The following is an 18258-nucleotide window of genomic DNA, read 5'->3' on the forward strand; positions in this document are numbered from 1 at the left end:
ACGGGGTGCGGAACGAGAGCAAACCAGCAGACGAACCAACAGTCAGGAAGGTGCGGCCATGGCCACCACGACGATCACCAGCGAGAACTTCCAGGACACCATCCAGGGCGACGGCATCGTGCTGCTCGATTTCTGGGCGGAATGGTGCGGGCCCTGTAAGCGGTTCAGCCCGGTCTACGAGAATGTGTCCGAGAAGTACCCGGACTACACGTTCGGCAAGATCGACACCGAAGCCAACCAGGACATCGCTGCAGCACTGCAGATCCAGTCCATCCCCACCCTGATGGCGTTCCGCGACGGCATCCTCGTCTACCGTGAGGCCGGCGCGCTGCCGCCGAAGGCCCTCACCGATCTCATCACCGAGGTCGAGGGCCTGGACATGGACGACGTCCGTAAGAAGGTCGCCGAGCAGAACAGCTAGGGACGGCGACCGGGGGCGGCCGTCGAGGGGGAGCGACGGTCAGATGGTGTGGGCGTCGATCACGGCACGGTAGCGCACCTCTGAGCCCAGGACGCGCCGGTAGGCGTCGTTGACACCGTCGGCGCCGACGAGTTCGATGTCGGCGGTGATGCCGTGCTCGGCGCAGAAGTCGATCATCTCCTGGGTCTCGGCGATACCGCCGATATTTGATCCGGCGACGCTGCGTCGACGCCCGGTGAGCTGGTTGGCCCGGATGTTCATGCCCTCCGGAGGGAGGCCGAGCATCACCAGCGTCCCGTCCGGTGCCAACATGCTGATGTACCGGTGGATGGGCAGCGCAGCCGAGACGGTGTTGAGAATCAGGTCGAACTCATCAGCGTGAGCCTTGTGGAAGGTGTCTGCGGCGTCCCCGCCGGTGGCCACGTAGGACGAGGCACCGAACCGGAGTCCGTCCTCCTCCTTCGACAGGCCGTGGGAGAAGACCGTCACCTCGGCACCGAGCGCGGTGGCGATCTTCACCGCGACATGGCCGAGGCCACCCATGCCGACCACGGCGACGCGGGAGCCCGGGCCGACACCCCAGTGCTTGAGGGGCGAGTACGTGGTGATCCCGGCGCACAGCAATGGTGTCATCGCCGCCATGGTCTCTCCGTCCAGACCACCGGCGACCTCCGGCATCCGGATCAGGAAGTCCTCCCGGCAGACGATGTGGGTCGAGTATCCGCCTTGGGTGATTGACCCGTCGTGTCGGTCGACACTGTTGTATGTGCCGGTCATGCCGTTGAGGCAGTAGTTCTCCTCCCCGGCGGTGCAGGAGGCGCACTCGCCGCAGGAGTCGACCATGCAGCCGATACCGACGACGTCGCCGACGGCGTACCGTGTCACCTCTGCACCGGTGTCCAGGACGGTGCCGATGATCTCGTGGCCGGGCGCCATCGGGAAGTTGTCGTGTGGCCAGTCGCCGTTGACGGTGTGGATGTCTGAATGGCAGATTCCGGACCAGCGGATTTCGACGAGACAGTCGTCGGGGCGCAGATCGCGGCGGGTCACGGTACCTTTCGTCAGGTCAGCGCCGGCGGAGGGGGCTTCGATACAGGCAGCGGTGGTAGTCATGGTCTCCGATGGTAACCGTCCTCCCCGCAGAGGCGGCACGCGCGAGCAGAAAACCCTTTATGCTGGGGAACAGACCGGACAAGACATTGTTAGGAGTGCCGCCATGGCGAACCCCTTCTCCAAGGGCTGGAAGTACCTGATGCAGTCCCTCGACACCACCATCGAGGAGAACGCGGACCCGAAAGTCCAGATTCAGCAGGCGACGGAAGCCGCCAAAAAACAGCACCGTGAGGTCACGGAGTCTGCCGCCCGCATCATCGGTAACCGTAATAAACTGGAGATGACGCTGAACCGCCTGGTCAAAGACCAGGAGAAGCTGCAGAACAATGCCCGCACGGCACTGCAGCAGGCTGACAAGGCGAGCTCCGAGGGGGATTCCGCCGCGGCAACCGAGTACACCAACACCGCCGAGATCTTCGCGACGCAGCTTGTCACGGTCGAGCAGGAGATCGAGGACACCAAGAAGATGCATGCCCAGGCGACCCAGGCCGCAGAGCAGGCACAACAGCAGCAGCGGCAGTCGGAGGCGCGGCTGAAGGAGCAGATGGGCCAGATCGACCAGCTGCGGGCCCAGGTGGACCAGGCGAAGATGCAGGAGAGCTCCAACCAGGCACTGGAGTCCATGCAGGGTATCCAGGCGGATGACAGTGTCCCGACCCTCGACAGCGTCCGCGACAAGATCGAGGCCCGCTACGCCACTGCGCTCGGCGCCCAGGAGCTCACCGAGAACAGTGTGCGCGGCAGAATGGCCGAGATCGAGACCAGCGGGCGGGACATGGCGGCCTCGTCCCGGCTGGAACAGATCCGTGCGGAGCTGGCCGGTGGCGGTGCTGCCGGTTCCACGGGTGAGATCACTGCCGGACAGGAGGGCGCTGCGCACGACGGGGTCGGGGATGCGGAGGCGTCACCCGAACCGTCGTCTGACGCCGGCGCCGGGGACGACCAGCCAGGGGCATCGTCCGGCCGGTAGACCCCGTAGGTTCTGTGTCCTGGAGGGTTGCGCCGGGTCCCCGCACCCTTTAGGATTGCAAGGCTTGAGCACGGGAGCGTGGTGTTCCGCCGAGGGGCGGCCCCGGGCACTCCGGATAGTTGTGACAAGGCCTCCGCACGGAGGTCTTTTTGGTTGCCTTCATCCCGAGCCAATCGCTGCGACGTGTCATTCGCCGTTGCAGCCCACCGGTGACGACGTCTCCACGGCTGACCCGTGCGCGAATGTCGCCTTGCATCTTTGGGAGGACCTCCATGCCAGACACCAGAACCACGTCCGGCTCTCGCCCGGACACCTCAGGCGTCAACGTCGGCCTGTTGATCGGCATTCTCGTTGCCGCGGCATTCGTCGCGATTCTCAACGAGACCGCGTTGTCGAATGCGCTGCCCAGCCTCATGCGCGAATTCGAGGTGGGGGAGGACGTGGCCCAGTGGCTGACCACGGTCTTCATGTTGACCATGGCCGTGGTCATCCCCACGACCGGTTACCTGATGCAGCGGTTGACGCTCCGGACGATCTACATCGCGGCCCTGTCGCTGTTCCTGGCCGGAACCGTCCTGGCCGCCGTGGCGCCGATCTTCGCGGCGCTGCTGGCCGGCCGTGTACTGCAGGCCGCAGGTACGGCGCTGATCATGCCGCTGTTGATGACCACGATCATGATCCTCATCCCGGTGGAACGCCGTGGTTCCGTCTTCGGTCTGGTCACGATCGTGATCGCGGTGGGCCCGGCCCTCGGGCCCACATTCGCGGGTCTGGTTCTCGAGCTCGCGAGCTGGCGCTGGATCTTCCTGGTCATGATCCCCCTGGCCCTGCTGGCGCTCGTGATGGGTATCTGGCAGATCCGCAACTTCGAGGAACCGAGTCGTCCTCCGTTCGACCCGGTGTCCGTGCTGCTGTCTGCGGTGGGCTTCGCCGCGGCGATCTACGGTCTGTCCGGTCTTTCCAAGGCTGCCGAGGAGTTCCCGACGGTGGCGGTCGTGTGCCTGGTCGTCGGTGCTGTCGTGCTGGTCGTCTTCTTCCGGCGTCAGGGCACGTTGATGCGTGCCCAGGCCGCCGGTGAACACCGTGCGCCCCTGATGAACACCACCCCGCTGAAGATCCGCGAGTTCTCCTGGTCCCTGGGCCTGATGCTGCTGTCGTTCGGTTCACTGTTCGGTTTCATCATCATCATGCCGATCTTCGGTCAGAACGTCCTGGGTCTCTCTGAGCTGCAGACCGGGCTGGTCACTCTCCCCGGTGGCATCATCATGGGGGCGATGGGCCCGATCGTCGGACGGTTGTACGACGCCCACGGGACGCGGCCGTTGATCATCCCCGGCGGCGCGCTGCTGGTGGTCGCCATGGGTCTGCTGCTCATGCTCGACGAGAACAAGACCTTCTGGTATCTCGCCGCGATTGCGGTGGTGCTGAACATCGGCCTGTCACTGCTGATGACGCCGTTGATGTCGAATGCGCTCGCCGCGGTCCCGAACGAGATCTCCTCGCACGGTTCGGCGATCCTCAACACCCTGCAGCAGCTCGCCGGTGCCGCCGGAACCGCGTTGTTCATCGCCGTCATGGGTATCGGCTCGGCGAACTCCACGGCCGGGACGCCTACAGGTGCACTGGTGGACGGTGTCCACGTGGCCTTCTACCTGGGGTCCGGTATCGCCGTGCTCGTGTTCGTGCTGACCCTGGTGCTGCGGATCGATGCGCGGAGCGTGACCGCCACCGCCGATGAAGATCAGCGGGATGAACAGAACGCCTGACCGGCGGGTGCTGACCGTCGTCATTGCGCTGCTCGTGGCCCTGGTCGCGGTCGGCGTGGCGGTGGTGTGGTGGTACGGACAGTCGTACCTGGAGCGCGCCGGGGGACTGCGCGAGTCCGAGGCCCGTACCCACTGCGGTGAGGAGGTCCGGTGGGAGACCGGGTACGGCAAGAACGCCGAACTGGACCTGTGGGGGGCCAGGACCGATCAGGACGGTGACCGGTGGATCATCGACGGTCAGGTGTTCGCGGAACATCTGGACGGGGTCGAGGTGACGCAGGGTGCGCGTACGGACGGGGAGCAGTTCCGTTGCCTGGTCTCCGCGGACAGGGTGGTCGTGGAGATGGTGGACTGACCCTGGGACGTCAGCCCCGACCGCCGACGTAGCCGAACGCCCGGAGGCCGGCGTCGCGGTAGTTCTTCAACGCCCGCAGGTAGTGCGGGTCGGACGTGACCACGATCGCGGTTCCGCCCCGCTCCCTGATCATCTCGGCGGTGTACTTCACGTTCTGCAGGGTGTTGCCGGCCTCTTCCTCGAGGATGATCTCGTTGCCGACACCCATCTCTGCTAGGGCGTCCTTCATCGCGGCGGCTTCCGAAGGACAGTCCTCACGGGTCTGTCCACCGGTGACGATCACCGGGTTCTCCGGGTGCTCGGCGAGGAGCTCAGCCGCGGCGCGCAACCGGTCGGTGAGCACCTGCGGTGCGGAACAGTCCTCCTGCAGTTGTGCGCCGAGGACCACGACGGGCGCCGTGTCGATGCGCTGCAGAATCGAGTGTGCCAGGGGAGTGCGGACGAATTCGGAGTCCGTGATGTTGTAGACCTGCTGTCTGGCCGCGGCGACGAGGTCGTCGACGACGGAGACGGAACCGGACACGGCGCCTGAACCTGAGATGCTTCCACTGGAACCGAGGGAACCCGAGGAAGAACCTGACGGGTCTGCCATGGCTGGTGGGGCAGTCGCGACGCCGGCTGCCAGTGATCCGGCGAGGACAACGGCGGACAGGCGATGTCGCAGGTCCCGGGTCGACGACGACGGGCGAATCGGCACAGTTCACTCCAGTTGGTTCGGCTCTCCTCGACGCAGTGGCGCAGAGTAGTGATAGCAGCATAACTGATGCCCGGAGGCGCGGGAAGCCCCCGAAAACTGTGGCCCCGGCCTACTGGTCGAGGTGGGCCAGCGCGTAGTCGGCTTCCTCGACGGTGAACTTCTCGCCGTACTCGGAGACCAGCTGCTCGTGGATCGCCGACGGGGACATGCTCATGGTGTCCTGGTACGTGCGGGCCTTCTCCAGTGCATTGTTGTTCCAGTCGGCGTCGACATTGTCGACGGCGTACCGGGCGGCCTCAGGGGAGAACCCTTCGCCGTAGTCGGAAGTCAGCTGGTCGAGTATTCCGGCCTTGGACATGTGCATCATCTCGGAGTAGGTCTCTGCCTTGCGCAGAGCCGACTGGTGCTCACGGGGAACGTCCTGGGCTTCCGGTGCAGGGGCGTCGTCCTCGACCGGCGCGGCCGCAGGTACGTCGACAGGAGCGTCAGTGGCCGGGGCTGTGACGACCGGGGTGGTGTCATCGGCGGCCTCCGCCGCGTCCTCGTCACCGCCCGTGGCACCCACGGCGATGGCGATGAAGACGGCGATGGCCAGGATGATGAACCAGACCCTCTTGTAGAAGGGCTTCTTCACCGGAGCCGGTGCGGGCTGCTGGTACTGCGTGTCCTGGGGGTGGATGTTGGTGGTCATGGTGAAACGTCTCTCTGCGTCGGTGGAGACCGGTCACGCCGGTCGATGGACGTCCTCTCCTCGAAGGACTGCAGAGATCATCGCACCGGGGGAGGACGGCGAATTTTGGCGTTCGAACGGACCGGTCGAATGATCGGAATCACCGGCAGTTGCCCTCAGTGGGGGTCACGGGCCTCCCGCGACGACGCCACGTCGTCGACGATCTCGACGATGTGCTCGAGACCCGTGATCATCGTCCCGTAGACGGGCCAGTGGCTCGTCGGCAGGTTCTCGTCGTCCGAGAGATCCTCTGTGAGCTGCTTCAGCCGGTCCGACAGCGACTCCACCTCGGCGTCCGGGTCTGCCACGGCACGGCCCGCGTCCCGGGAGATCGAGGCCCATTCCTCACGGAAGCGGGTGTCCCACTCACCCTCGGCGTAGGAGGCCTCTCGCAATGTCCTGGCCAGGTTACGCAGGTGGGATGCGCCTTCGTCGGCACGTCGCAGGATGTCCTCCCAGCTGGCCTCCTCCGGATCCGGCGTCTCCTGCCCGCGTGCCCGCGCCCGTCGCAGCCGCGACAGGTACGACCGCGGGTTGGCCCGACGGCTCTCCCGGGCGAACCGCACCACCGACCAGGCCGAGTTCAGTTCCTCACTGATCGAGTCAGTTTCGTTGATCCACGCGTCTGCCCGGTCGGTGTCCCAGGAGGAGGCGAACTCCTCACCCATGTTCTCCAGGACCGATCCCATCCTGCGGTTCACGTTGTCGACGTACCGGGATGCCTGCCTGTCCCGCAACGGAGGCAGGACCAGCAGGTTCACCACGATTCCGACCACGACTCCCACCCCGATCTCCATCATGCGGTCGCCGAACTGCTGCTGTTGCTCGGAGAAACCGTCACTGAGGATGAAGATGGACATCGTGGCGACGGTGACACCTTCGTCGCGGATCCACCGCACTCTGGCCAGCACCATTCCCACGAGGAGTGCCAGGGCATACGTCCACAGGGAGACGCCCAGGAACGTGCCGACGACAAAAGCGACCCCGATGCCCAGGAGAGAGGCGATGGTCGACTGCACACCACGCGACAGGGTGCGGTACGCCGTGGCGTCGATCGTCAGCAGGGCGACCCAGGGGGCGAGGAAGGGGAAACTCGTGTTGAGGAACGTCACGGAGATCCACCACGCGCCCGTGGCGGCGATCACGCATTTGGCGATCTGCAGCCCCGCGGTGGACCCCTCCGGGCTCCTGACCGTAGCCCAGAGACGGCCGAGGACCCCGTGGTCGTCGTCCCTTGTCCGGGTGTTCAGGACCGTCCCCCTTCGTTGGTTCGGATCATCCGTTCAACTCCGCGGAACCGAGTTCCTCGGGCGCCTTGAAGCGCAGGACGGCGGCGATACCGCCGGACAGCGGGGCATCGGTCAACGCCACGTCGGCGTCGACCTGGGCGCTGCTGACGACGGCTTCACTCTCCCCACGGGTGGGGACGTCGTAGTTGAGCAGCAGGGTCTCCACCGCGCCCATGCCGGCCGCCTGGATCACGGCGTGCACGCCTTCTGCACTCCGGCCACGTGCCCGGGCTTCCTCGAAGCGCTCGGCCTGGGCGAGGGCGGCGCCAGCGGCGATCTCGCTGGCGATGGCGCCGACCGCCTGGTACAGCGCTTCTCCGGCGTTGTCGCCGCTGGTGTCGGCGAGTCCACCCTCGTCCGTCTCCTGGACGATCTCGGCCAGCGCCGGGGGCAGTTCCTCCTTCACCGCGGTGCGTCCCTGGGTTTCACCGGCGAGGACGAGGACATCAGGCGACCAGGTGCGGGCGGTGGCGTCCAGGTGTTCGGCGATACCGCGGGCGTTCTGCTTGACCGCCTCGTCTGCCCGGCGTTGGATCTGGTTGTGGGACAGTGCCCCTTTGCGGGGCTTGCGGACCGGTTCGTCGCTGCGGTTCTCGACGACCTCCTCGCCGGATTCGTCGAGGTTCTGGTCACGGGTGGCGACGAGTCGGCGGACCACGGCGCCCGTCTGGTCGACCACGGCCAGCAGGACGCGGACCGCGCCGGCGCGTTCCCGCACGTAGCCGGAGAGTTCAGGGTTGTCGCCGAAGGCGGAGCTGTCCCCGGTTCCCGGGCGGGCGTCCCACGGTTCGTTGAGGAGGACGCCGCCGGCGTGGGCGACGAGCACGCGTCCGTCGGTCTGGATCTCGGTGATGTTGCGTGTGGACAGTGCGTCGTCCACCACCGACAGGAGCTGCTCGTCGGCACCTGCCTCGGCGAGCTGTTCACGCTGTGCGTTCCACCTCAGGCGGATCTGGTTCTCCGCGTCCTCGGAGGGGTTGCGTCCCTCAAGGTAGACGGTGACGAAAGGTCCGTCAGCCTCGTTGATGTCCCGGACGGTGTCGAGTTTCATCGTACTGTTCCTTTCTGGGGAAGCCGGGTGTGCTTACGGTGGGTGGATGCTTACGGCGTCATCTGTCCGCCGTTGACGTGGATCGTCGATCCGACGACGAAGCTGGATTCCGGCGACGTCAGGAAGACGTAGGCCGGGGCGAGTTCGACGGGCTGGCCCGCCCGGCCCAACGGGGTGTTGTGACCGAACTCGGGCAGTGCCTCCTTGGGCTGGCCGTCCGAGACCTGCAGGGGCGTCCACACGGGGCCGGGCGCCACGGCGTTGACGCGGATGCCCTCCGGAGCCAGTTGAGTGGCCAACCCCTTGGTGAAGTTGTTGATCGCCGCCTTCGTCGACGCGTAGTCCATCAGGTGGTCCGAGGGGTCGTAGGCCTGGATGGAGGTCGAGTTCACGATCGTCGCACCGGCGTCGAGGTGGGGGAGTGCGGCTCTGGTCACCCGCACCATGGCGTGGAGGTTCACCTCGTAGGTCTGCTTCCACTGCTCGTCGGTGATGTCGGCGAACCGTGGCACCGAGATCTGCCGCCCTGCGTTGTTGACCAGGGCGTCGAGTCCGCCGAGTTCCTTGACGGCCTGTTCCACGAGGTCCACGCAGTACCGCTCATCGGCAAGGTCGCCGGGCAGCAGGACGGCGCGACGGCCCTCCGCCTCGATGAGGTCGGCGACGCGGCGGGCGTCGCGTTCCTCGTCGGGGAGGTAGGCCAGTGCCACATCGGCGCCTTCACGGGCGAAGGCGAGTGCGGTGGCCGCGCCGATGCCGGAGTCCGCGCCGGTGACCAGAGCCCTCCGTCCTTCCAGGCGTCCGGTGCCGCGGTAGCTGGTGGCCCCGATGTCAGCCTCGGGGATCAGCTCAGCGTCCAGACCCGGTTCAGGCTGGTGCTGCTCGGGGGGTTCGATCCTCGCGAAGCGGGTGACAGGGTTGGTGAACGTCAGTTGGTCGGTCATGGCTCGTGCTCCCATCTGCATGTCGCTTATCGGGAAAGTGCCACGACCCTACCAGCGGGCTGACCTGCGGGTATGTGGGCCACCCGGAGGGGTGGCCCTATGTGTGGGTGCCCGGGTCAGATGACCAGGTGGACCAGCAGAACCACGCCGAGGGCGACGACGGAGAGCACCGTCTCCATCAACGACCACGTCTTCAGCGTCTGCGGCACGGTCATGCCGAAGTACTCCTTGACCAACCAGAAGCCGGCGTCGTTGACGTGGGAGAAGAACACCGACCCGGCGCCGATCGCCAGCACCATCAGCGCGACTTCGGTCGAGCCCATGCCCGCGGCGACCGGCGCCATGATGCCGGCGGCGGTGACGGTCGCCACCGTCGCCGAGCCGGTGGCCAGGCGGATGAACACCGCGACGAGCCACCCGGCGATCAGCGGGGAGACCGGCGCGGCCTGCACCCACTCGCCGACGACGTCGGCGACACCGGTGTTGACCAGCGTCTGCTTGAAACCGCCGCCGGCGCCGACGATGAGGATCACGCCGGCGATGGGTCCGAAGGCACCGCCGATCTGGTCGGAGACCTCCTGCCGGGTGCGCCCCACACCGAAACCGAGGAAGAACATCGCCAGCAGAACCGTCGCGAGTAGTGCGACGATGGGTTCACCCAGGAACTCGAAGGTCTTGTACACCACCGAGTCCTCGGACACCTGCAGTGATTCCACGACGGTGCGCGACAGCATCATCACCACCGGGAGCAGCACCACGGAGAGGCCCCGCCCGACCGAGGGACGGTCGGCCCCGGTGCTCCCGGTGTTCTCGGTGATGTCCTGCCCGGAGATGGAGGTCGGTGCCTCGATCGGTACCCACCGGGCCATGAACTTCGCCGACAACGGGCCGGCGATCGCCACGACGGGGACAGACACCAGCAGACCCAGGGCCAGGGTGAGGCCGAGGTTCGCACCCAGGGCGTCCACGGCGATCAGGGGGCCGGGGTGCGGGGGCACCAGGGCGTGCAGGGCGGAGAGACCCGCCAGGGCCGGAATACCCAGCAGCATGACCGGCAGCTGCGACCGACGGGCGGCCAGCATGACCACCGGGATCAGCAGGACGATGCCGACCTCGAAGAACAGCGGGATACCCAGCAGCATGGCCAGCCCGGCGATGACCCAGGGGCGTAGCCCCGGGGCGGTGCGGGCGAGGAAGGCGTCGACGATACTGTCGGCGGCACCGGACTTCACGAGGAACTGTCCGATCACCGCGCCGAGGGCGATGAGGACACCGACGTCGCCGACGGTGCCGCCGAAGCCTTCAGTGAAGCTGCCGAACGCCTCCACCAGGGGAGTGCCGGCGACCAGCGCGAGGACGGCCGAGCCGATCATCAGGGACAGGAACGGGTTGAGTTTCGCCCAGACGATCAGTCCGATGATCAGGGCGATGCCGATGACCGCGGCGACCACCAGTTGGGTTTCACCGGCGGTCCCGGTCGATTCGGCGTCGGCGGCGAGGAGGGTCAACGTCATTGCGGCCGCCCCTCGTGGGCGAGCACGGCGAGTGCGTCAATGGCCAGGATCTCGGTGGCGAGCGACTCGGGGGACTCGGTGGCGTCGACCGTGATGCCCTTCTCGTCGGCGTCGAGACCTTCGAGGGTGTCGAGTTGGGAGCGCAGCAGAGAGGCCGGCATGAAGTGGCCCTTGCGGACCTCCATGCGGGCGGCGAGAACGTCTTCCGGCGCGTCCAACAGCACGAAGAACTCGTCGCCGACGGCCTCACGCAGGACGTCGCGGTAGGACTTCTTCAGTGCGGAACAGGTCACGATGGTGGAGTGACCCTTCTCCGCCTGTGCGGTCATCCAGTTCCGCAGTTCCTGCAGCCAGGGCCATCGGTCGTCGTCGTTGAGCGGCTGGCCGGAGCCCATCTTCTTCTTGTTCGCCTCGGGGTGGAATACGTCGGCCTCGGCGTAGGGCACACCGGTTCGCTGTTCGAGCTGTTCGGCGATCGTGGTCTTCCCGCTGCCGCTCACACCCATGATGACGAGGTGGACGGGGCGGGGCCGGGTTGTGTCGGACATGGCACTCGTTTCTGGTTGGACGGGTGGTCTTGCGGAGACTGTACCCCTGCGGCCCTCCGCGGGGAAGGTTCCGAGTATGTCTGCCTCTGTGTCTTCGTGTGGGTTCTCCCCTTCTTCTCAGCGAGCCACGACAAGCGGAGTAGGTTTGACAGGAAATGTAGTAGGAAGAATATACCGTCAGAGGAGAGAAGACTATGGGGATCCTGGACGCGGTGAGGGGCAGGGTCGAGCCGACGGGGAGGCGGGGGCTGTCGGTGCTCGCCGGTGCAGCCGTCGTAGTGGCACTCGCGGTATCTCCGGCGCAGGGGCAGACCCTGCCGTGGGCAGGGCAGGCCCCACGGGTCGAGGCCGGCGACGTCGACCCCTTCTACAACACCGCCGACCTGGTCCCGGGCGCGCCCGGGACAGTACTGCGGACCGCGACCGCCCCCTACGCGCCGGCACCGTCCGGCCCGGACGGGCACCAGTTCGCCGTGCCGGACAGGGTGCAGAAGATGATGTACTCCACCACGGACATGACCGGTGCGCCCGTCGCGGTCAGCGGCTACACCGTCGAGCCGACGGTGCCGTGGACCGGCCCGGGGGAGCGTCCCACCGTGGTCGTGGGACGGGGCACGGTCGGCCAGGGTGACCAGTGCGCCCCCTCCCGGAACTGGCCCCTGGACGACCAGCCGGACCCGCTGGACTCCGGGCGCACCGTCGCCCTGGAGGGTGCGTACGACTGGGTGTTCGCCAGTCAGGGCGTCCGGGTGGTGGTGACCGACTATGTGGGAATGGGCACACCGGGGATGCACACCTACATGAACCGGGCGGAACAGGGGCACGCGATGATCGACGCGGCCCGTGCGGCCCGCAGCCTCGTCGAAGACCGCGGAGACGGTTTCGGCTCGGTCGGGTTCTACGGGCACTCCCAGGGCGGTGGTGCATCGACCGCAGCGGTCGAGGCAGTCGCCGACTATGCCCCGGACTTGGACGTGGTCGGCGCCTACGCCTCGGCCCCACCCGCTGACCTCGAGGCGGTGCAGCGCACCATCGACGGGTCGAACCTCGTCGGGGCGATCGGCTTCACCATCAACGGTCTCAACGCCCGGTACCCGGCGTTGGCCGCCGAACTCGACACGCACCTCTCCGACCACGGTCGTGACGTCCTTGATGACCTGGCCGGCATGTGCACCGACGAGATCGGCGACACCTACGGTTACCAGACAACCGACCAGTGGACGGCGGACGGCCGTCGGCTCGATGACCTCCTCGGCGAGATCCCGGAGGGCGTGCGGGCCATGAACGAGCAGCGCATCGGCACCGGGACGCCGGCCGCTCCGACGATGATCGTCTCCGGCCGCCATGACAAGACGGTGGCCTACGGTCAGGCCCGCGAGCTTGCCGCGACATGGTGCTCGACCGGGGCGCCCGTGGTCTACCGCGACGACATCCTCCCCGAGATCAGCGACCAGAACCACTTCCTCCAGGCGGTCTCCGGAAGTGCCTTCGGCATCCCGTTCCTGCTCGACCGGTTCCACGGGCGTCCGGTGACCGGCACCTGCGACTTCCCGGCGTGAATTCCCGTACACCAGTACAAAGGACACCATGACCCACCACACACCATCCACCACGGACGACACCACCGGCACCACCGACATTGCGGCACTGTCACTGGCAGACCGCGCCGGGCTCGGATCGGGCAGGAACTTCTGGCAGACGAAGGAGGTCGGTGACGTCCCCTCCGTCACGTTGACCGACGGGCCGCACGGGCTGCGCAAACAGACCGGTGGTGTGGACCACCTGGGACTGGCCGGCAGCGTTCCTGCCACCTGCTTCCCACCGGCCGCCGGTCTCAGCCAGAGCTGGGACCCCGACCTCGTGGAGCGCATCGGCGCCGCCCTCGCGGAGGAGGCGCAGGCGGAGGACGTGCAGGTGCTCCTCGGTCCGGGAGTGAACATCAAGAGGTCGCCACTGGGTGGACGCAACTTCGAGTACTACTCCGAGGATCCGCACCTGGCGGGGGCGCTCGGCACCGCCTGGGTCACCGGACTGCAGGACGGGGGCGTCGGTGCGAGTCTGAAGCACTTCGCGCTCAACAACCAGGAGCACGACCGGATGCGGGCGAGTTCCGACGTCGATCCCCGTCCGATGCGTGAGATCTACCTGCGTGCCTTCCGCAGGATCGTCGAGGACGCCGCACCATGGACCGTGATGTGCTCCTACAACGCCGTCAACGGAGTGCCCGTCCGGCACAGTCGTGAACTGCTCACCGACATCCTCCGCGGCGAGTGGGGCTTCGACGGCGTGGTCGTCAGCGACTGGGGTGCGGTCGGCGGGCGCCTACGCTCGGTCGCCGCAGGTCTTGACCTGCAGATGCCGTCGGACGGTGGGGCGGCGGACGCCGAGGTGGTGACAGCGGTCAGCAACGGGCAGCTCGACGAAGACGTGGTGACCGTCGCAGCGGAGCGGGTGGCGGCACTGGCCCGGCGGGCCACCGCGGCACGCCGGGAAGCCTCCTTCGACGACGAGACCGCGGAGAAGCACCATGCCCTCGCCCGTGAGGCAGCGGCGCGGTCCGTCGTCCTGCTGAAGAACGACGACGCCGATGGACGGCACATCCTGCCGATCGCCGCCTCGGGGGTGACCGGTTCCGTGGCCGTGATCGGTGCCTTCGCCGAGACCCCGCGCTACCAGGGCGGAGGAAGTTCCCATGTGAACCCCACCCGCGTCGACTCGCCGCTGGAGCTGCTCAAGGAACGTCTGGCGGCACCGGTGACCTATGCCGCGGGCTTCACCACGGACGGTTCAGGGCGTGACAGCGGGCTGCTCGCTGAAGCGGTGGAGGACGCCGCGAACGCGGACATCGCCGTGGTGTTCCTGGGCCTGTCGCCGGACCAGGAGTCCGAGGCTTCGACCGGACCGACCTGTCGTTGCCGCCGGAGCAGCTCGGGTTGTTGCGTGCGGTACGTGCGGTGCAGGAACGGGTGGTCGTGGTGCTGTCCCACGGTGGCGCGTTGGACCTCGGGGAGGTGTCTGACCTCGCCCCGGCGGTTCTGGACGCCAACCTGCTCGGCCAGGGCGGTGGTGCGGGGATCGCCGATGTACTGACCGGCGAGGTGAACCCGTCGGGCAAACTCACCGAGACCCTGCCTGCACGGTTGGCCGACACCCCGGCCTACCTGGATTTCCCTGGTGAGCACGGGCACGTCCGTTACAGCGAAGGTCTGTTCGTCGGTTACCGCTGGTACGACGCACGCAATCTGCGTGTCGCCTACCCGTTCGGTCACGGCCTGTCCTACACGACCTTCGAGTACGACGATGTCTTCGGCCAGCCGGACGACGACGGCGACGGCATCACGGTCACGGTCGGGGTGACCAACACCGGTCACCGGGCCGGACGGGACGTGGTGCAGGCGTATGTGTCTGTGCCGGACTCGGACCAGGTCAGGGCTCCCAAGGTGTTGGCCGGGTTCGGATCGGTCACGCTGGAACCCGGTGAACGAGAGGAGATCGAGATCCACCTGGACCGGCGTGACCTGGAGTACTGGGATGTGCGGGTGGACCGTTTCGTCCTGGAGCCGGGACGCTACGTGGTTCACGTGGGGGCGTCCAGCAGGGACCTGCGTGGTTCGGTGGAGGTCGACCTGGAAGGGGAGGAGGTGCGTGTTCCGCTGACCCTCGAGTCGACGCTCGGCGAGGCACTGGCGGTACCGGCGGTGGCGGAATCGCTCGGCGATGTCCTCGGCGGCATGGCCGGGGGTGATGGTGAGAGCGGCGGTGAGGGTGGAGACGGTCTGGGTGTCGACATGGCGAAGATGATGGCGAGCATCCCACTCGACCGGATCGTCACGTTCAGCGGGGGAGCGGTGACCCGCGAACAGCTGCAGGAACTGTTGGAGAGGGTCAACGGGTAGGGGCTCGCGTCGTACATCGGCCCGCTGGGGGGAGGGCCTTGACACGGCTGAGATCAGCATCACATAATACTCGTTAGTATCGCAGTTAGAAACTAGAGAGGAAGAACATGGAAGAGTTTGCAGGACAAGTTGCCGTCATCACCGGAGCAGGCGGAGGACTGGGCAGGGCTCATGCCCTGGACCTCGCGAAGCGCGGCGTGAAGGTCGTGGTCAACGACCTCGGCAACGCTGATGCTGTCGTCGACGAGATCGCGGCAGCCGGTGGTGAAGCCATCGCCAACGGCGCCGACGTCTCCGATGTCGAGGCTGCCGCCGCGATGATTGATGCTGCAGTGCAGCAGTGGGGTCGTATCGACATCCTCATCAACAACGCCGGCATCCTCCGTGACAAGAGTTTCGCCAAGATGGACCTCGCCGACTTCCGCAAGGTCGTGGATGTCCATCTCATGGGATCGGTCAACTGCACGAAGGCCGCCTGGCCCCACATGGTCGAGCAGGGCTACGGCCGTATTCTCATGACCACCTCCGCCTCGGGCATCTACGGCAACTTCGGTCAGTCCAACTACGGTGCCGCCAAGTCCGGACTGGTCGGCCTGACCAATGTCCTGGCCATCGAAGGCGAGCGCAAGGGGATCAAGGTCAACGCCCTTGCCCCGACCGCGGCCACGCAGATGACGGACGGCCTCATCGACGAGGACGCCGCTGCGAAACTCGGCCCGGAGACTGTGACCCCGGGTGCGGTCTTCCTGGTGTCGAAGGATGCACCCAACGGCGTGATCCTTGGTGCAGGTGCCGGAGTCTTCGCAGTGTCCCGCATGCTCGAGGCAGAACCGGTCGCCCTGCCCGCTGACGAGCTCAGTGCCGAAGGCGTCGCCGCCCACTGGGACGAGATCTCCGACCTCAGCAACACCCATTCCCTCGGCTCGGCATTCGACCAGACCTCGCTGTATGTGCGGACCGTCACCGGGGACGCAGGGAACAAGGGGTAGAAGGCGTCATGACCACCACGAACAACTTCGATATCTCGGGACACACCGTCCTGGTCACCGGCGGCGCACGGGGCATCGGCCTGATGATCGCCGAGGGGCTCCTCCGCGCCGGAGCGACCGTCCTGGTGTCCACCCGCAAAGCGGACGCTGCACAGGAGGCGCAGCAGGAGCTCTCGCAGTACGGGACCGTCCATGCCATCGCCGCCGACATCTCGACCGAAGAAGGGTGCCGGGACCTCGCTGAGCAGGTCAAGAGCCACACCGACCACCTCGATGGGCTGGTCAACAACGCGGGTGCGACCTGGGGTGCCACCTTCGACGAGTTCCCGCCGTCCGCCTGGGACAAGGTACTCGGCGTGAACGTCAAGACGCCGTTCGTGCTCGCCCAGCTTCTGCGTCCGCTGCTTGAGGCCGGTGCGGGCTCCGAACCGTCCCGCATCATCAACATCGGCTCCATCGACGGTCTCGCCGTGCCGAACTACGAGAACTACTCGTACTCCGCGTCGAAGGCGGCGGTCCACCACATGACCAGGCACATGGCCTCGACGCTGGCACCGTCGATCCTGGTCAACGCCATCGCGCCGGGGCCGTTCCCCACCAAGATGATGAAGTGGGCCATCGACGAGCACGGCGACGAGATGAGCAAGGCGAACCCTCTCGGGCGTCTGGGACGACCTGAGGACGCTGTCGGGCTCGTGACATTCCTGCTGTCCCCGGCCAGCTCCTTCATCACCGGCACGACGATCCCCCTCGACGGCGGACTGACCTCCACGATGTCTGTCGCCATGTACGATCCGACCAACTCACAGAACTGAACCAAGGAGAAATGAGCACCATGAGAGAAGCAGTGGTGGTTTCCACCGCACGTACCCCCATCGGCCGCGCCTACAAGGGTGCGTTCAGTGACACCCAGGGCCAGGAACTCGCCGCACACGCGATCGCCGCCGCGGTGGAGCGGGCGGGCCTCGACCCGTCTGACGTGGAGGAGGTCATCCTCGGCTGCGCCATGCAGGAAGGCTCGACCGGGTACAACGTCGCACGTCAGGCAGCCCTGCGCGCCGAGCTTCCGGTCTCCGTGCCGGGCATGACCGTCGACCGCCAGTGCGCGTCCGGCCTGATGGCCGTGGCGACGGCGGCGAAGGAGATCATCGTCGACGGCCTGCAGGTCGCCGTCGGCGGCGGCGTGGAGTCGATCAGCCTCGTGCAGAATGAGCACCGCAACAGCTACCGCGTCGTCGATCCGTGGCTCAAGGAGAACGGGCACGACGTCTACATCCCCATGCTGGAGACCGCCGAGAACGTGGCGGAGCGCTTCTCCGTCTCGCGTGAGGCCCAGGACGAGTACGCCCTGGAATCCCAGCGCCGGACCGCCGCCGCCCAGGAGGCCGGACTGTTCGAAGACGAGATCGTCCCCCTCGGCGGCCTCTCCCTCGACGAAGGCAACCGACCGTCCACGACGGCCGAGGGCCTGGCGAAACTGAAGGCGGTCCTGCCGGACCGTCCCGGGCACGACGCCACCATCTCCGCAGGCAACGCGTCCCAGCTTTCGGACGGTGCGGCCGCCGTCGTCCTGATGGAGAAGGACGAGGCCGCACGCCGGGGCCTGGAGCCCCTGGGCACCTACCGGGGAATCGCCGTAGCCGGGTGCGAGCCGGACGAGATGGGCATCGGGCCCATCTACGCCGTGCCGAAGCTGCTGGAGCAGCACGGGCTCACCGTCGACGACATCGATCTCTGGGAACTCAACGAGGCTTTCGCCTCCCAGGCAGTGTACTGCCGGGACCAGTTGGGCATCGACCCGGAGAAGTACAACGTCAACGGTGGCGCCATCGCCATCGGTCACCCCTACGGCATGAGCGGCGCCCGCATGGTCGGCCACGTGCTGCGTGAAGGCAAGCGGCGCGGGGCCCGGTACGTGGTCGTCACGATGTGCATCGGCGGCGGAATGGGAGCGGCCGGGCTGTTTGAACTGTGA

At 66.9% G+C, this 18258-nt stretch carries 16 protein-coding genes and 1 pseudogene; 9 read left to right on the top strand and 8 right to left on the bottom strand.

Annotation, left to right across the window (positions count from 1 at the left end; all coding sequences use genetic code 11):
* The first annotated feature begins 58 nt into the window (after positions 1-58).
* A complete protein-coding gene (gene trxA / locus BJF89_RS02790; RefSeq protein ID WP_075812032.1) occupies positions 59-421 on the top strand; it encodes a thioredoxin in 363 nt (120 codons plus the stop codon).
* A 39-nt stretch (positions 422-460) separates the two neighbouring features.
* On the opposite strand, the gene BJF89_RS02795 is transcribed toward trxA, so the two are convergent.
* Positions 461-1534 (bottom strand): NAD(P)-dependent alcohol dehydrogenase, encoded by a 1074-nt coding sequence (locus tag BJF89_RS02795; protein ID WP_075812034.1) that lies wholly within the window; start codon positions 1532-1534, stop codon positions 461-463.
* Between the two features lie 103 nt (positions 1535-1637).
* Between BJF89_RS02795 and BJF89_RS02800 the strand changes: the two genes are divergently transcribed.
* The 3 genes from BJF89_RS02800 to BJF89_RS02810 all read left to right on the top strand — a co-directional run bounded on the left by BJF89_RS02800 (position 1638) and on the right by BJF89_RS02810 (position 4625).
* Complete coding sequence (locus tag BJF89_RS02800; protein WP_075812036.1) at positions 1638-2504, top strand: PspA/IM30 family protein; 867 nt, start codon at positions 1638-1640, stop codon at positions 2502-2504.
* 272 nt (positions 2505-2776) lie between these two features.
* The gene (locus BJF89_RS02805; protein ID WP_187344667.1) at positions 2777-4270 is read left to right on the top strand and encodes an MDR family MFS transporter; all 1494 of its coding nucleotides are present in this window, start codon (positions 2777-2779) and stop codon (positions 4268-4270) included.
* Entirely contained in the window at positions 4254-4625 is a 372-nt protein-coding gene (locus tag BJF89_RS02810; protein ID WP_139311851.1) for a hypothetical protein, read from the top strand. The genes BJF89_RS02805 and BJF89_RS02810 overlap by 17 nt, the downstream gene beginning before the upstream one ends.
* A 10-nt stretch (positions 4626-4635) precedes the next feature.
* On the opposite strand, the gene BJF89_RS02815 is transcribed toward BJF89_RS02810, so the two are convergent.
* The 7 genes from BJF89_RS02815 to BJF89_RS02845 form a co-directional block, all read right to left on the bottom strand.
* Complete coding sequence (locus tag BJF89_RS02815) at positions 4636-5322, bottom strand: YdcF family protein (RefSeq protein ID WP_075812040.1); 687 nt, start codon at positions 5320-5322, stop codon at positions 4636-4638.
* A gap of 109 nt (positions 5323-5431) precedes the next feature.
* On the bottom strand, positions 5432-6013 hold the full coding sequence (locus BJF89_RS02820) for an Ltp family lipoprotein (protein WP_075812042.1): 582 nt from the start codon (positions 6011-6013) through the stop codon (positions 5432-5434).
* Positions 6014-6168: 155 nt separating this feature from the next.
* Complete coding sequence (locus BJF89_RS02825) at positions 6169-7302, bottom strand: aromatic acid exporter family protein (protein ID WP_075812044.1); 1134 nt, start codon at positions 7300-7302, stop codon at positions 6169-6171.
* A 25-nt stretch (positions 7303-7327) separates the two neighbouring features.
* On the bottom strand, positions 7328-8392 hold the full coding sequence (locus BJF89_RS02830) for a hypothetical protein (RefSeq protein ID WP_075812046.1): 1065 nt from the start codon (positions 8390-8392) through the stop codon (positions 7328-7330).
* A gap of 50 nt (positions 8393-8442) precedes the next feature.
* Positions 8443-9336 (bottom strand): SDR family oxidoreductase, encoded by an 894-nt coding sequence (locus tag BJF89_RS02835; protein WP_075812048.1) that lies wholly within the window; start codon positions 9334-9336, stop codon positions 8443-8445.
* Between the two features lie 116 nt (positions 9337-9452).
* The gene (locus BJF89_RS02840; RefSeq protein WP_075812050.1) at positions 9453-10850 is read right to left on the bottom strand and encodes a GntP family permease; all 1398 of its coding nucleotides are present in this window, start codon (positions 10848-10850) and stop codon (positions 9453-9455) included.
* Positions 10847-11398, bottom strand: coding sequence for a gluconokinase (locus BJF89_RS02845; RefSeq protein WP_075812052.1), 552 nt, complete (start codon positions 11396-11398; stop codon positions 10847-10849). Before BJF89_RS02845 ends, BJF89_RS02840 begins: the two co-directional genes overlap by 4 nt.
* Positions 11399-11592: 194 nt before the next feature.
* Between BJF89_RS02845 and BJF89_RS02850 the strand changes: the two genes are divergently transcribed.
* From BJF89_RS02850 to BJF89_RS02870, 5 genes and pseudogenes are all read left to right on the top strand, one after another.
* Positions 11593-12957 (top strand): lipase family protein, encoded by a 1365-nt coding sequence (locus BJF89_RS02850; protein ID WP_075812054.1) that lies wholly within the window; start codon positions 11593-11595, stop codon positions 12955-12957.
* 28 nt (positions 12958-12985) lie between these two features.
* Positions 12986-15294: pseudogene (locus BJF89_RS02855) on the top strand (glycoside hydrolase family 3 C-terminal domain-containing protein).
* Between the two features lie 107 nt (positions 15295-15401).
* Positions 15402-16283, top strand: a complete 882-nt coding sequence (locus tag BJF89_RS02860; protein ID WP_075812056.1) for an SDR family NAD(P)-dependent oxidoreductase — start codon at positions 15402-15404, stop codon at positions 16281-16283.
* Between the two features lie 8 nt (positions 16284-16291).
* Entirely contained in the window at positions 16292-17098 is an 807-nt protein-coding gene (locus BJF89_RS02865; protein WP_075812058.1) for an SDR family oxidoreductase, read from the top strand.
* A 20-nt stretch (positions 17099-17118) separates the two neighbouring features.
* Positions 17119-18258: an acetyl-CoA C-acyltransferase gene (locus tag BJF89_RS02870; RefSeq protein WP_075812131.1), complete on the top strand. Its 1140-nt coding sequence runs from the start codon at positions 17119-17121 to the stop codon at positions 18256-18258.

It is taken from the genome of Corynebacterium sp. CNJ-954 (genome assembly GCF_001942345.1).
Lineage (GTDB): Bacteria > Actinomycetota > Actinomycetes > Mycobacteriales > Mycobacteriaceae > Corynebacterium.